This window comes from Neorhizobium sp. T25_13 (assembly GCF_002968675.1).
GTDB classification, from domain to species: Bacteria; Pseudomonadota; Alphaproteobacteria; order Rhizobiales; family Rhizobiaceae; genus Neorhizobium; species Neorhizobium tomejilense.
On record NZ_PVBI01000001.1, the window covers coordinates 260,822 to 273,862 of the forward strand.

Annotated in this window: 14 protein-coding genes; 7 read left to right on the forward strand and 7 right to left on the reverse strand. The window is 59.7% G+C overall.

Going from position 1 to position 13,041, the window contains the following annotated elements:
- Nucleotides 1-240: 240 nt before the first annotated feature.
- Both C5J22_RS01310 and C5J22_RS01315 read right to left on the reverse strand, forming a co-directional pair.
- Nucleotides 241-426 carry a hypothetical protein gene (locus C5J22_RS01310; RefSeq protein ID WP_205837139.1) on the reverse strand — a complete coding sequence of 62 codons (186 nt, stop codon included), beginning with the start codon at nt 424-426 and terminating at the stop codon, nt 241-243.
- A gap of 278 nt (nt 427-704) precedes the next feature.
- Nucleotides 705-956 carry a glycine zipper family protein gene (locus C5J22_RS01315; protein WP_080955010.1) on the reverse strand — a complete coding sequence of 84 codons (252 nt, stop codon included), beginning with the start codon at nt 954-956 and terminating at the stop codon, nt 705-707.
- 258 nt (nt 957-1,214) lie between these two features.
- Here C5J22_RS01315 and C5J22_RS01320 point away from each other — a divergent pair, with 258 nt between their 5' ends.
- Both C5J22_RS01320 and C5J22_RS01325 read left to right on the forward strand, forming a co-directional pair.
- Nucleotides 1,215-1,652, forward strand: coding sequence for a DUF2231 domain-containing protein (locus C5J22_RS01320; protein WP_105436812.1), 438 nt, complete (start codon nt 1,215-1,217; stop codon nt 1,650-1,652).
- Nucleotides 1,652-3,223, forward strand: a complete 1,572-nt coding sequence (locus C5J22_RS01325; RefSeq protein ID WP_105436813.1) for a sorbosone dehydrogenase family protein — start codon at nt 1,652-1,654, stop codon at nt 3,221-3,223. The genes C5J22_RS01320 and C5J22_RS01325 overlap by 1 nt, the downstream gene beginning before the upstream one ends.
- A gap of 113 nt (nt 3,224-3,336) precedes the next feature.
- On the opposite strand, the gene C5J22_RS01330 is transcribed toward C5J22_RS01325, so the two are convergent.
- Nucleotides 3,337-4,305 carry a mannonate dehydratase gene (locus C5J22_RS01330; protein WP_105436814.1) on the reverse strand — a complete coding sequence of 323 codons (969 nt, stop codon included), beginning with the start codon at nt 4,303-4,305 and terminating at the stop codon, nt 3,337-3,339.
- Between the two features lie 385 nt (nt 4,306-4,690).
- Here C5J22_RS01330 and C5J22_RS01335 point away from each other — a divergent pair, with 385 nt between their 5' ends.
- The 5 genes from C5J22_RS01335 to C5J22_RS01355 are packed head-to-tail and all read left to right on the forward strand — an operon-like array spanning nt 4,691 to nt 9,755.
- On the forward strand, nt 4,691-6,235 hold the full coding sequence (locus C5J22_RS01335; RefSeq protein WP_371412536.1) for an ABC transporter substrate-binding protein: 1,545 nt from the start codon (nt 4,691-4,693) through the stop codon (nt 6,233-6,235).
- Nucleotides 6,236-6,261: 26 nt separating this feature from the next.
- Entirely contained in the window at nt 6,262-7,290 is a 1,029-nt protein-coding gene (locus tag C5J22_RS01340; protein WP_105436816.1) for an ABC transporter permease, read from the forward strand.
- Nucleotides 7,287-8,189, forward strand: coding sequence for an ABC transporter permease (locus C5J22_RS01345; protein WP_037078977.1), 903 nt, complete (start codon nt 7,287-7,289; stop codon nt 8,187-8,189). Before C5J22_RS01340 ends, C5J22_RS01345 begins: the two co-directional genes overlap by 4 nt.
- Nucleotides 8,176-9,021: an ABC transporter ATP-binding protein gene (locus tag C5J22_RS01350; RefSeq protein ID WP_105436817.1), complete on the forward strand. Its 846-nt coding sequence runs from the start codon at nt 8,176-8,178 to the stop codon at nt 9,019-9,021. The genes C5J22_RS01345 and C5J22_RS01350 overlap by 14 nt, the downstream gene beginning before the upstream one ends.
- The gene (locus C5J22_RS01355) at nt 9,018-9,755 is read left to right on the forward strand and encodes an ABC transporter ATP-binding protein (RefSeq protein ID WP_105436818.1); all 738 of its coding nucleotides are present in this window, start codon (nt 9,018-9,020) and stop codon (nt 9,753-9,755) included. The genes C5J22_RS01350 and C5J22_RS01355 overlap by 4 nt, the downstream gene beginning before the upstream one ends.
- 143 nt (nt 9,756-9,898) lie before the next feature.
- Here the strand turns inward: C5J22_RS01355 and C5J22_RS01360 are convergent, their stop codons facing one another.
- The 4 genes from C5J22_RS01360 to C5J22_RS01375 form a co-directional block, all read right to left on the reverse strand.
- Complete coding sequence (locus C5J22_RS01360; RefSeq protein ID WP_105436819.1) at nt 9,899-10,165, reverse strand: hypothetical protein; 267 nt, start codon at nt 10,163-10,165, stop codon at nt 9,899-9,901.
- Between the two features lie 92 nt (nt 10,166-10,257).
- A complete protein-coding gene (locus C5J22_RS01365) occupies nt 10,258-10,494 on the reverse strand; it encodes a hypothetical protein (protein WP_105436820.1) in 237 nt (78 codons plus the stop codon).
- Nucleotides 10,495-11,365: 871 nt separating this feature from the next.
- Nucleotides 11,366-12,277, reverse strand: a complete 912-nt coding sequence (locus tag C5J22_RS01370) for a bifunctional 2-polyprenyl-6-hydroxyphenol methylase/3-demethylubiquinol 3-O-methyltransferase UbiG (RefSeq protein WP_105436821.1) — start codon at nt 12,275-12,277, stop codon at nt 11,366-11,368.
- Entirely contained in the window at nt 12,274-12,990 is a 717-nt protein-coding gene (locus C5J22_RS01375) for a ThiF family adenylyltransferase (protein WP_105436822.1), read from the reverse strand. Before C5J22_RS01375 ends, C5J22_RS01370 begins: the two co-directional genes overlap by 4 nt.
- Nucleotides 12,991-13,041 lie beyond the last annotated feature (51 nt).

The window sequence follows — 13,041 nt, forward strand, 5'->3', positions numbered from 1 at the left end:
CGCATTCAGTAAGGGCGTGACGATCGAGTCGTGCCCTGGGCATCGCTCGGAGATCGTCTCTCGTCCTGCAGAATTTTCTCCGCCACTCGGAGAGCCCTCTCCATTGCCGCCTCCCGTTCCTTGCGGCTCCGCTCCGTGTCCGCGCACCTTGCGTCATCCGTCCCCGGCTCAGGCGGCACACGCCGCTCCTGCTTCTCTTCCATAACTTATCTCCTCAGGCGGCACTGCCGAACGGTCCGGTTACTGGACAATCCCGCGCCGCTTCCATTCACGATATGGCGCCAGAACCTGTCCCGGATAGCGCCGCTCGATCTCGCTCTCGACCAGGGCAATTCTGGCAAGGATGTCGTCGCGGCCCTCTTCCCGCGCTACCTCGCTCGCCAGTTCCAGCTGACGCATGGCGATGAAAACCTCCTCATCGGTCATGGTCTCCATCCTGGCTACCAAATCTCCGATCGGCTCGTTTTCAATATTCTCAACGGAGGCCATGGCTTACCCCATAGTCTGCAAGTCCGCCGTCTGCGGCTAAAGCGAATGGCTATCACCGGCATGGCTACGATGCGGAATCGTTGAAAGGGTTGGCGGCCTCAGTAACGGCTGAGGCGGCGTCCGTTGGTCATGGACGTGAACCCGAATCCGCGCGTGTTGTATTGCTCGAGAGCATCGTCGAGGCATCGAGCCTGCCGGCGAAGGCCGGAAAGAACTCAGCATCGATCGACGTAGCGGTTCCCATCGCGGTCGCGGTAATAGCAGCGGCCGGGCTGCCCCGCGACATTCCCGATCAAGGCACCGGACACGCCACCCACGGCCGCACCAACCGCGGCACCGCGAACATTACCCGTTGCCACGCCTCCGACGACGGCACCCGTGGCAGCGCCGATTCCCGCCCCACGTTCAGTCGACGTGCAAGCTGTGAGGCACAACCCTACACATCCGATGACGAAAAACTTTTTCATTGGAACCTCCGTTCAAGTTTTCTCACTGATAGATTGGCTTGTTGGGCATGGCGACGCGACGAGTGTCGGCTTTGGCTGGAACGTCGCGCTAAGGTCTCCGAACCAAGTCTGATGCCGAAAGTTCCAAGGCAATTGAGGGACAGCTCTGCCGGCGAAGAATGCCGCTGGCTTCAAGGCTTTGCGACGCCGGAACGGAACCATCCCCTGCCTCCGCGGGTTGAATGGCATATTTTGCGCTCTTGCCCCTGGGAGCATGCCATGGCTGTACTTTCCTCCAATGATCGAGACGCGGCCGCCTATCCGATCCAGTCGCTTTTCGTCCCATTCCCCTTCGTCTGCTTCACGCTTGCGCTCGCAACCGATATCGCCTTCTGGCAGAGCAACAACCTCATGTGGCAGAACTTCTCCGCATGGCTGTTGTGCGCCGGTCTGGTGTTCGGCGTGATCGCAATCCTGGCTGGGCTCATCGACCTCGCGCGGCCCCGCACCCGTCCGCTGCGGCCGGCATTCCCGTCGGCGCTTCTCTACCTGATTATCCTCGCCCTTGCCGTCCTGAACAGCCTCGTCCATGCCGGCGACGGATGGACCGCCGTGGTCCCTTATGGACTGGCGCTCTCTGCCGTTACATTCGTGCTTTGCCTGGTGGCAGCCGCCGTTTCCGCCCGCAAATATGCCAGATTGGCCTGGAGGATATGATGATGAGGTCCGTTATTCTCGGCGCTTCGGTTCTGTCGCTTTCCCTCGGGCTCGGCGCGTCGGCGCAGGAAACCACATTCGATCTGTCCCAGCAGATCGGCCCGAACCCGGTTCTGCCTGACCCCTCTCCTTCCCTGATACCTGATCTGAAGGTCGCGGAAGTGGCCGGCTGGAAGGACGGCGAGACGCCTGCCATTCCCGATGACCTGAAGGTCACGGCCTATGCCCAGGACCTTGCCAATCCCCGCACCGTCCATACCCTGCCAAATGGCGACGTGCTCGTCGTCCAGTCCCGCGGCCCCGCCGGCGAGCCGACCTCGCGACCGAAGGATTTTATCCGCGACTGGATCATGTCGATCGCCCACGGCGGCGGCGGTGAACAGAAAGAAAGCAATATCATCACCCTGCTGCGTGACACCAATCGCGACGGCACGGTCGATGAACGCCATGACCTCCTGAAGAAGCTCGATTCTCCCTTCGGCCTCGCCTGGATAGACAACACGCTTTATGTCGCCACGACGAGCGCCATCCTTGCCTACCCCTACGAACTCGGCCAGAACGGGATCACCGCGCAACCGAAAACGCTGACGCCGCTGCCCGGCGGCCCGATCAATCACCATTGGACAAAAGATCTGGCCCTCAGCCCGGACGGCCGGACGCTTTACGTCTCCGTCGGATCGAATTCCAACATCGTGGAGAACGGGCTCGAAGCAGAAAAGGGCCGTGCGGCGATCTGGCAGGTCGACCGGCGGACCGGCGCCGCGCGCGTTTTCGCCTCGGGTTTGCGCAACCCGAACGGCCTCGCCTTCAACCCCGAAACCGGTGCGCTCTGGACCGTCGTCAATGAGCGCGACGAGCTCGGCCCCAACCTCGTTCCCGACTACATGACCTCGGTTGAGGACGGCGCTTTCTACGGCTGGCCGTGGAGCTACTACGGCAACCACGTCGACGCTCGCGTTCATCCGCCACGTCCCGACATGGTCGAAAAAGCAGTCCAGCCGGATTACGCCCTGTCCAGTCATGTCGCTGCGCTCGGACTGACGTTCTCGATGAATTCCGCGCTGCCAACTGCATACGCCAACGGCGCCTTCATCGGCGAGCACGGCAGCTGGAACCGGGACAGCTTCAATGGCTACAAAGTCATCTTCGTACCGTTCCAGAATGGCAAGCCATCTGGCAAGGCGCAGGATGTCGTCACAGGCTTTATCCAGGGCGATCAGGCGAAAGGACGGCCGGTCGGCGTCGGGATCGATGGGACCGGAGCGCTGCTCGTCGCCGATGACGCCGGCAATACCGTCTGGCGCGTTGCGTCATCCGACGGTCGGGTCACGCCACAACCGATCGGCACGGACCAGGTGTCTGTCAATCAGCAACTGTCATCGCCGGCGAAGACCGACAGACTTCCTGACGGAGTATCCGGTATCGGAACGGAAATCACCGCGTCGACCACGCAATCCGCGCGGCCTCCGACATCTGCCGACGAGCGCCTGACCGGTCAGAAGCCGCTTTCCGGCCAACCGGATAAGCTCGTGCCCGCCCAGATGCAGATCGCTCCCGCGACAGGCCCTTGACGACTTAGACCGCAAGATCAAGGAAGGAACCTGCTGCAACGCTTCGGGATGGAAGCCGCCGAACCCGGCAGCTTCCATCAAGGACGTCGCGTCTAAGTGACCGTCAAAAGCCACTATTTCATGGCTTCGAGCAAGGCCGCGATATAGCCGTAGCAAAATGCAAAGGCTACGCCCGTGGGATCGCGACCGCTTATCTTGGGAACGTGATCCGGCATGATCATGTAACGATAGCCGACCTCTTTATAAATTTTGAGAGAGCGCACCATGTCCATGTCGCCCTCGTCCGGAAAAGTTTCCATGAAGGAGAGTTTTCCGCCCGCGATATTACGGAAATGGACGTTGAAAATCTTGCCGCGTGTCCCGAACCAGCGGATGATATCGTCGATCTCTTGCCCGGGGTTCTCCAACATCTCGCCGATCGAGCCCTGGCAAAAATTGAGGCCGTGGTAGGGGCTCTCGCGCATGAGCACGAACTTCTTCAGACCCTCGACGGTGCCGAGCACGCGGGTAACACCCTTGTAGCCGGGCGGGGTGTAGGGGTCATGCGGATGGCAGGCAAGCCGCACCTTGTTGCTCTCTGCGACGGGCACGACGCGTCCCAGAAAATAGTCGATCCGCTCCCAGTTTTCGTCCTCGGACAGCACGCCCGCTAGGCCTGGCTCAGCCTGCTGGTCGGCCTTGTCCCATCGAAAGGCCTCGTTGAGCGACCCGCCCCGCCCGGGTTCCATCTCCGTACGTGGGATGCCGATCAGGTTGAGATTGTATTTCACCGACGGGATTCCCGCCTTGGCGGTTTCCTCGATCAACCTGCATACCGCGTCGATCTGCTGGTCGCGATCGGGGCCTTTAAGGAGGATATCCGGATAGGATGCCTTCTCGATGGGCTGCGACGGAAGTGGAAGCTGGATCATGTCGAGGATGAGCCCGAAGCTTTCAATCTTGTCGCGATGACGTTCGAGATCTTCCAGTTTCCAGCTCGACGGCGCGCCGGGCGGATCTGCGCAGATGTGTTTCAATCCCAATTGGGCGAAAACGCGGTAGTCGTCATCATCTCTCGCGCCAACTTGTGTGCCAACATACATTTTCACATCCTCCCTAAGCGTATCATATATCATACGACCTAATATGATTTTTTACCGGCTGTCGAGAATCTTCGTGCGGCAAGCGTGGAGATCGGATGGCGGAACTATACCTGAACAGCTAGCTGCGATCGCTCCATTTTTCTTGAGATTCCCGCAGAAAATCAACTGATAATACGCATTATTAGAAAGGTTTATCGTTAACTCACCACGCTCTGTAAAATGTAGGCTTGCGGAAGGCTCGTGCGGCAAGCTTGCCATCCCCAGAAAAGTTGGCTAAGTCATCATACAACATTTGAACAACCGGCTATGTCTTTGGTTCACTCTGGGAGGAGTTACAATGAAATACCTTTGCACCCGATTGCTCGTTGGCGCGGCTTTTGCCGTCATGTCTTTCGGCACGCCAGCGGCTTTTGCCGAGACGCCGGCCAATCAACTCGTCATTGCGACTTCGCTTGCCCAGGTTCTCTCGCTGGATCCGCATCAGGCGACGGAAGCCAAGGCCAATGAGATCATGGCAAACCTCTACGATCGCCTCGTTTCGACCGACGGTTCCGGAAAGATTTCCCCGCAACTTGCCGAAAAATGGGAGATCGATGACAAGGGGATCACGTTCCATCTGCGCAAGGCGGAATTCGCATCGGGCAACCCGGTCACCTCCGCGGACGTGGTATACTCGATCACCCGCCTCCTGAAGCTCGACCAGGCCGCGGCCGCCAATCTCAAGCGTGTCGGCTACAATGGCGGCAACGTTGAAAAGCTGGTGACGGCGCCGGACGAGAGGACTGTGCGTGTAGACCTTTCCGGCGAGGTCACGTCGGAGCTCCTGCTCTATCGCCTGGCGATGGTCATCGCGAGCGTTGTCGACAGCAAGGAACTGAAGAGCCATGTCGTCAACGACGACTGGGGCAATGCATGGCTGCGCACCAATTCGGCAGGCTCGGGCCCTTTCACGCTGAACAAGTGGACGCCGAACGAGATCGTCATCCTCGACGCGAACAAGAATTACGTCGCCGGTCAGCCGAAGATGCGCCGCGTCGTCGTTCGCCATGTGCCTGAAAGCCAGGTCGAGCGGCTGATGCTCGAGCGTGGCGATATCGACATCGCGAGCGCCCTGACCGCGACCGACCTTGCGACATTCAACGGCAAGCAGGGTTATCAAATCCAGCGCGTCCCGACAGGGGGTTTCTATGTCCTGTCGATGAACGCCGGCAAGGAGCCGCTCTCCAATCCGAAGGTCCGCGAAGCGATTGCCTATGGCATTGACTACAAGGGCATGGAAAAGGCGATCATGGGGCCATACGGCCGGGCGCGCACGGTTCCCGTTCCGGAAAACTTCGAATATGCCATTCCGAGCCCGGACTGGAAGCTGGACGTGGCAAAGGCAAAGGCGTTGCTGGCGGAAGCCGGCTACAAGGACGGCTTCACGCTGAACCTCAAGACCATTGCCCAGACGCCGCGCATCGATCTTGCAACCGCGATCCAGGCCTCGCTCGGCCAGATCGGCGTGAAGATCAATATCATGCAGGGCAATGGTGCGGATATCATCGCCGCGCATCGAGCCCGAGATTTCGATCTCCTGATCCCACAGACAGGGGCCTATATGCCGAATGTCCTGGGCGCGATGGAGCAATTCTCGAGCAATCCGGACAATTCGCTGAAGGCCAACAATGCCGGCAACTTTGTATGGCGCTCCGGCTGGGACATTCCCGAACTGACGGCCATCACCGCCAAGGCTGCGCTGGAACCGGACGCGAAGAGGCGCGGAGCGCTTTACGTTCAGATGCAGGAAATGTTCGTTGCCCAAAAACCTGCTGTTCTGCCACTTTTCGAACGCTATGAGCCGATCGTCCTAACGAGCCGTGTGCAGGGCTATGTCGGGCATCCGAGCCAGACGACACGTCTGGAAGGTGTCACCAAGACCGATAAGTAACTTAACGTCAGGTCAGGCAGCCGATCATGAAGGAACTTTCGTTAGGCGAGCTGGGACGACGACTTCTCCATCTGATCGTCAGCCTGTTCATCCTGTTGTGCGTCACCTTCGTGATCGGCCGCGTTATGCCGACCGATCCGGTCGGGGCCATTGTCGGCGAACTCGCCGATCCGAAAGCCTACGAGGCCATGCGCATCAGGCTTGGGCTCGATTTGCCGCTCTACCAGCAATTCTTCGTCTATGTCTGGGGACTGCTGCACGGTGATATGGGCACAGCCATCCTGACCGGCAACGCGGTCACCAAGGACCTGTCCCAGGCATTCCCGGCAACGCTGGAACTTGCAACGCTCGCGGTGTTGATTTCCACACTGATCGGCGTTCCTCTCGGCCTGGCGGCCGGTCTTTTCAGGGATAGCGCGATCGACAAGTTCGCCCGCGTCTTCGCGCTGGTCGGACATTCGATCCCGGTCTTCTGGTTCGGTATCGTGGGGTTGGTCATCTTCTATGCCGGCCTCAACTTGGTCGGCGGGCCGGGCCGCGTCGATGTCTTCTACGAAGGCCTGATCGAGCCGACCACCGGGCTGATGCTCGTCGACAGCCTGCTCGAAGGCGAGACCGACATATTCTGGAACGCCCTGTCGCACATCATCCTGCCGGCTTGCATCCTGGCCTATATGGCCATGGCCTATATCACCCGCATGACCCGCGCGTTCACGCTGGAGCAGCTCAATCAGGACTATGTCATCGCCGCGCGCGCCAAGGGCGTCGGTCCGGTCCGCACCGTCATCAGCCACGTCCTGCCCAATATAGCAGTTCAGCTGATCACGGTCCTCGCGATCTCCTACGGCAACCTGCTGGAAGGCGCGGTGGTGACGGAGATCGTATTTTCATGGCCGGGCATCGGTCAGTACATGACCAATGCCCTCATGATCGGTGACATGAACGCAATCCTCGCGGCGACCATCATTGTTGGTTTCATCTTCATGTTCCTGAATTTCATCGCAGACATTGCTTACGCGCTTCTTGATCCGCGTACCCGGGAGGCCGCACGATGAGCAATATCGCCCAGGACGACGCCATCATCCGTCCACCGGCAATCGGCACCAGGATATGGAACTCGACCTCCCGCATTCTGCACAAGCTCGCCGATGAACCCCTTGGGATGATGGGTTTCATCATCCTCGCCATCCTGGTTGTGGTCGCGATCTTTGCGCCGCTGATCGCACCCTACGATCCCGCGGCCCAGACATTGAGCGACGCGCTTCAGCCCCCGAGCTTCGCGCATCTCGCCGGCACGGACGAATTCGGGCGCGATATCTTCAGCCGTCTCGTCCACGGCACGCGTATCACGATCCAGACGGTCCTATCGGTCTCGGTGATCGTCGGCCCGATCGGTCTGGTGATCGGGGTTGTTGCAGGCTTTTTCGGCGGGCGCACCGATGCCATCCTGATGCGTGCCACCGATATAGTCCTGTCGTTTCCGTCCTTGATCCTGGCGCTCGCCTTCGCCGCGGCTCTCGGGGCAGGTTTGGGAACCGCGATCGTCGCCATTTCGCTGACGGCCTGGCCACCGATCGCCCGGCTCGCACGCGCGGAGGCGCTCGTCGTGCGCAATGCGGATTACGTGGCGGCGGCCCGGCTTTACGGCGCCTCACCCTTGCGCATCCTGTTTCTCTATATCGCTCCGATGTGCATTCCCTCCGTGATCGTGCGGCTGACGCTCAACATGGCAGGCATCATCCTGACGGCAGCTTCCCTCGGCTTCCTCGGTCTCGGCGCGCAGCCGCCGCTGCCGGAATGGGGCGCAATGATTTCCAGCGGTCGAAAGTTCATGCTCGATTACTGGTGGGTCGCGGTGATGCCCGGCCTCGCCATTCTGTTGACCAGCCTTGCCTTCAACATCGCCGGAGACACGCTTCGCGATCTATTGGACCCGCGCCATGCCAGATCTTGATGAAACGCCCGTCCTCTCCGTTCGCGACCTGAACGTCCGTTTCGGCCGAAACTCCATTCCGGCGGTCTCCAATGTCAGCTTTGACGTGGGACGGGAGCGCATCGGCATCGTTGGCGAATCCGGTTCGGGCAAATCGACAACCGGCCGCGCCATCATGCGGCTTTTACCGCAACGCGCCGGCGTGACGGCCGAGCGGATGGATTTCCTCGGCAGCCCGTTGCTGGAAAAGACCGAACGGCAGATGGGAGGCCTGCGCGGCAAAGACATCGCCCTGATCATGCAGGATCCGCGTTATTCGCTGAACCCTGTTCTGACCATTGGAAAACAGGTTGCCGAGGCTGCAAAGCTGCATCTTGGCGCCAGGGGCAAGGATGCCGTTGCGCGCGCCCGCGACATGCTGGCGAGAGTGCGTATCAACGATCCCGATCGCGTCCTGTCTCTTTACCCGCACCAGATATCCGGCGGCATGGGCCAGCGCGTGATGATTGCGATGATGCTTCTGGCCCGCCCCAAGCTCGTGATCGCCGATGAACCGACGTCTGCGCTCGACGTCAGCGTCCGCAAGGACGTTCTGATGCTGCTTGATGAACTGGTGCGGGAGAACAACTCCGGCCTGATCCTCATCAGCCACGACATCCGCATGGTCGCCGCTTTTTGCGAGCGCATTCTGGTCATGTATTCCGGCCGCGTCGTCGAAACGCTGAGCAGGCTCGAAGATGCGGCGCACCCCTATACCCGAGGCCTGATAGCCGCGATGCCGGATCCCAAACATCCCGTCAGACGTCTGAAAGTCCTCGACCGCAAATCCATCGAAGTGGAGACCAATCCATGATCAAGGTCGAAAACCTCGATATCGTCTATGGCTCCAAGGATAAAAGCAATCATGTCGTACGCGGTATCAGCTTCGCCGTGAGCCGCGGCGAAACGCTCGGCATCGTCGGTGAATCCGGTTGCGGCAAGTCGACGGTGCTGCGCTCGCTTGCCGGCCTCGAGGGGGCATGGACAGGATCGATATCGTTTAACGGCAAGCCGGTCGGCAAGGTGCGGACACGCGACGAGTTGAAGCTTGCCCAGATGGTGTTCCAGGACCCCTACGGCTCGCTGCATCCGCGCCACCGCATCGGCACCGCACTCGCCGAACCGATCAGGTCGATGGGCGCCGGCGACGGTTGGGCAAGGGTCGCAGAGGCACTGCAACAGGTCGGCCTGCCGGCGCATTTCGCCAGCCGTTTCCCGCATGAACTTTCCGGCGGCCAGCGTCAGCGCGTGGCGATTGCACGCGCGCTGATCCTGTCGCCGCCGATCCTGCTTCTTGACGAGCCGACTTCGGCGCTCGATGTCTCGATCCAGGCGGAGGTACTCAATCTGCTGGCAGACCAGCGGGAGGAGCGCAATCTGACGTTCATCCTTGTCAGTCACGATCTGTCCGTCATCTCCCACATGTGTGATCGGGTCCTCGTCATGCAGAATGGCGTATTTGTCGACGAACTCACCAGGCAGGATCTGCAGGCGGGCGTGACCCACGCGAGCTATTCCCGCGAATTGTTCGACGCAAGCTTCTTGTAGCCCATCCACTCCGAACCTCACCCGGCTATGATTCGAGTTCGTTGAGCCGCATATGGTGGGGAGCAGGAAAAAAGATGGCGAGAGCCACCAGCGACAGAAAAAGCGCCGGGAAATCCCGGCGCTCTATACTCGAACCTTCGGTATTACCGGGCGCGCATTTGGCCGTCGTAATAGTCACCGCTGTCGATCACCGGAGACGCAGGAATATCGAGACGCCGATCGCGCTTCAGCGGCGGATAGCCATAACGGGTGACCGAGGGGATGCCCAGTGAATCCGCCGTGACCCCCAGATGGTCGCGGTCGCGAGAGGCGCCCTCATAATATTCGCCTTCCTGGGCAAAGGCACTGCCGCCTGCAAAGGTGGATGCCATCAGGGTGGCGAGGATGGTGGAGATGACAGAGTTTTTCATAGTCGTTGTTCCTTGTTTAGCCTGATCGGCTTCTGGTGCGACCCAGCCGATCGATGTCTTGAATGAACTGTTTGGATGCTTGCTTCCGGGGTCTACTGTCGTTCGTCGCCGATAAGCCGGTTGTCGCGACGAGTCGGGGTCCGGACCTGCGCCACGTCACGCGTGGCATCGGCCTTTGCCTCGGTTTTGGCGGCATCCGCCGGGGCGGCGAACGAAGCCTCGTTTCCCGAAGTCAACCGATGGCCGTCATAGGCCAGGACGTGTCCGGCAAACGAGGCCATGCACGCCACGGCGACGAGGAAGGCAATCTTCTCTATAGGCACAGTCATTTTTCACTCCATTGTTTGGCGAAACCCGCTTCTGCGGACGTCGTGCTTGATTTTAAGTCTGGCGAGACAGCCATCGCTGTCATCGATTTCCGAATGACTGGAGGATCTCCTCTCGGCCCGTTGAACGGTGTTGCCGAAGCTCCCGTGAGCTCATCCTTCGGAGACGAAAGTAGGCTGAGGATCTGCCCACCGGCTTGAAGCGTTTGTGAGCGTTCCCCTGCCGATCGGTTGAGTGCTGCCGGGGACGGCCAATGCCAGCCAGCCGGACCGTGTTCTCCACCGTCTTTCGTGATGAGACTTTCTCTCGAACCCGTCATCGCCCCGCCAGCGCGGCGTTAAACTTCCGTAAAAAATTGTGGTGATGAGAAAACAATGGAGAGGGCTCATCAACTATAATTCCACGCACCACGGAACCAAACAAGATATTATGATAGTATGTCGCAACAATTACGAATATTGCGAAACGGTTTTTGTCATTGGACGCCGCCATGCTTGGCGCAGACATGACATAAACTCAGGATCTTTTCAGTTATACCCAAAGACAACGCCATGATCTCCCGTGATGCCTAAAGGCCTCCCGATACCATCTCGCGCAAAATGTGAAGGGGTTTGATATTATGATTGTGTCAGGCGGTGCCGCAGAGCCGGATGCTATGGGAAATGAGCCGCTGCAACTGAAATGGAATGCGCGCCGGACCTTGGATCGGAGGCTCTCCCGGCGTGACTAACGGCGCAACCGTGGCCAAAAACCGAAAATTTATCGCAGCATTGCCGTCGTAAAAGTTCGGCTTCCACGACGGAGGTTGTCTGAGCGCGCCTGCTGTTTTCAGGAATCCGTGGGAGACAATTTGGGTTGATGTCGATCCCGTTTTTATGAATATGCGCTTCGCAGGCCGACCGCCCTTGCGGCCTCCCTCCAAAAGCTGCATCCGACCACGGTCGAGCGGCGAACGGAAGCATGACGATTGGACGTGACCGCTTCAAACGCCATTGGGACTTCTGCGCGTTTGCGGTGCGTCACGCCTTCGGCGACGATCTGTTCGCCGGCGCGCGCTATCAGCAGATAAGGGTGTCGGTGATGCGCCAGCTTGCTGATCAGCCGGCGGCGTTTCGCCATCGCTTCCGCTAATTCCTCCATCTTCGGAACGGTGTGCAGGATATCGCGCGCCAGACGGGCTGCAGCGCTGTCTTCGAAATGAAACCTAGGCAGCCGCTTGATCTTCCCGACGCTCAATCCCGCGTCTTCGTGAACGGACACGATGTCGTCCAGTCCGTCAGGCATCCACCCCAGGCCGAACGTTTCTTTCTCCTCCTGGCGAAGAGAAGGGGGCGCATCGGCGTCGTAGACATAGTGGCAATCCATCAGGAGGCCGCCGGGCCTCAGGCATCTCGCAACCATTCGGTAGAGATCCAGCGGCCGCTCGAAAAAGGCAGCACTTCCTCCGCAGATGATGACATCTGCCTCCGACATGAGGTCCGGGAGCGCGGCAATGTCGACGCAGGAAAAAATCGCCGCCGACTCCTCCCGCCGTGCGACCTCTCGCGCGACCTCGATTATCGCCGGATTTTCGTCCACACCGATCACTTCGGCTTGCGGAAAAGCCCGTGCAACCCTGCGGCTGATCCAGCCGGTATTGCAGCCGAAGTCGACGATTTTGCGCGAGTCGCTGGGAAAGGCGGCAAGGATCGCCTCCATCATTGTTTCCCCGCCAGGCGGTACGTTCTTCTGTTTCAAAGCCGCGACGATCGAGAAATAGTAGTCCTGGGAAGAGAGGGGCTTCATGGCTGACACACCTTGCAATCGAGGTTCTTGGAAACAGGATGGAGCGAAGCGTGGCCCGTGGCCGGATTGAAGAGCCAGTGATGGCCGCGCAATGAACTGCGGTGGGTCAGGCGTTCGATGGCGATCTGCGAAACCGCAAAACAAGCGATCAGGGCGTTATCGGCCGGCGACGGCGGCGCTGCGATCCCCGTGTCGACCGATGCTGGCAATGTCGAGCAACAGAAAGGGCAGGCTTCATCCGGCTGCGCCACCAGTGGCCCGGCGACACAAAACGGTCCAATCTGGCCGACATGCAGGTAAGGCAGAGGCTCCGGCGCCGTCGCGTGATATTCCGCCAGGAATTGGCGTGCCAGGGAAATATCGTCCTCTGCAAGTATCAGAAACGGTTTACGTGTCCGGGCCAGAGTGAGCCGGGCAGCTTCCGCCCCATCGGCGAACTGGGTCATGATTGCAACCGCAGCGGAAAAGCGGGAGGCGAGATAAGTTGCTAACCGGTCGCTCTTTAATCGACCGGTATCTTCCGCCGCCGCCCAGCGCATCTGTTCTTGGCTGCTCTCTTCGATGCGGTCGCCGTCCACGAGGAAGAAATTGCGAGCCCCGAGTGCGGCAAGCTGGGAGGCAATCTGGGAGCCGAGGCCTCCGCATCCGACAATTATGAAATCCGTGTCGTGAATGACATCGAAGAGATCGGCATGATATTCGAAGGCTCTCATGATCGTTTACCTTGCTTGAACCGGTCGGGAACTGCTGAGAATTCACAGGAA

What these genes read in the sequence shown, in the direction of transcription:
- C5J22_RS01310 (WP_205837139.1), bottom strand. Translation starts at nt 426, where the DNA reads ATGACCGATGAGGAGGTTTTCATCGCCATGCGTCAGCTGGAACTGGCG.
- C5J22_RS01315 (WP_080955010.1), bottom strand. Translation starts at nt 956, where the DNA reads ATGAAAAAGTTTTTCGTCATCGGATGTGTAGGGTTGTGCCTCACAGCT.
- C5J22_RS01320 (WP_105436812.1), top strand. Translation starts at nt 1,215, where the DNA reads ATGGCTGTACTTTCCTCCAATGATCGAGACGCGGCCGCCTATCCGATC.
- C5J22_RS01325 (WP_105436813.1), top strand. Translation starts at nt 1,652, where the DNA reads ATGATGAGGTCCGTTATTCTCGGCGCTTCGGTTCTGTCGCTTTCCCTC.
- C5J22_RS01330 (WP_105436814.1), bottom strand. Translation starts at nt 4,305, where the DNA reads ATGTATGTTGGCACACAAGTTGGCGCGAGAGATGATGACGACTACCGC.
- C5J22_RS01335 (WP_371412536.1), top strand. Translation starts at nt 4,691, where the DNA reads ATGTCTTTCGGCACGCCAGCGGCTTTTGCCGAGACGCCGGCCAATCAA.
- C5J22_RS01340 (WP_105436816.1), top strand. Translation starts at nt 6,262, where the DNA reads ATGAAGGAACTTTCGTTAGGCGAGCTGGGACGACGACTTCTCCATCTG.
- C5J22_RS01345 (WP_037078977.1), top strand. Translation starts at nt 7,287, where the DNA reads ATGAGCAATATCGCCCAGGACGACGCCATCATCCGTCCACCGGCAATC.
- C5J22_RS01350 (WP_105436817.1), top strand. Translation starts at nt 8,176, where the DNA reads ATGCCAGATCTTGATGAAACGCCCGTCCTCTCCGTTCGCGACCTGAAC.
- C5J22_RS01355 (WP_105436818.1), top strand. Translation starts at nt 9,018, where the DNA reads ATGATCAAGGTCGAAAACCTCGATATCGTCTATGGCTCCAAGGATAAA.
- C5J22_RS01360 (WP_105436819.1), bottom strand. Translation starts at nt 10,165, where the DNA reads ATGAAAAACTCTGTCATCTCCACCATCCTCGCCACCCTGATGGCATCC.
- C5J22_RS01365 (WP_105436820.1), bottom strand. Translation starts at nt 10,494, where the DNA reads ATGACTGTGCCTATAGAGAAGATTGCCTTCCTCGTCGCCGTGGCGTGC.
- C5J22_RS01370 (WP_105436821.1), bottom strand. Translation starts at nt 12,277, where the DNA reads ATGAAGCCCCTCTCTTCCCAGGACTACTATTTCTCGATCGTCGCGGCT.
- C5J22_RS01375 (WP_105436822.1), bottom strand. Translation starts at nt 12,990, where the DNA reads ATGAGAGCCTTCGAATATCATGCCGATCTCTTCGATGTCATTCACGAC.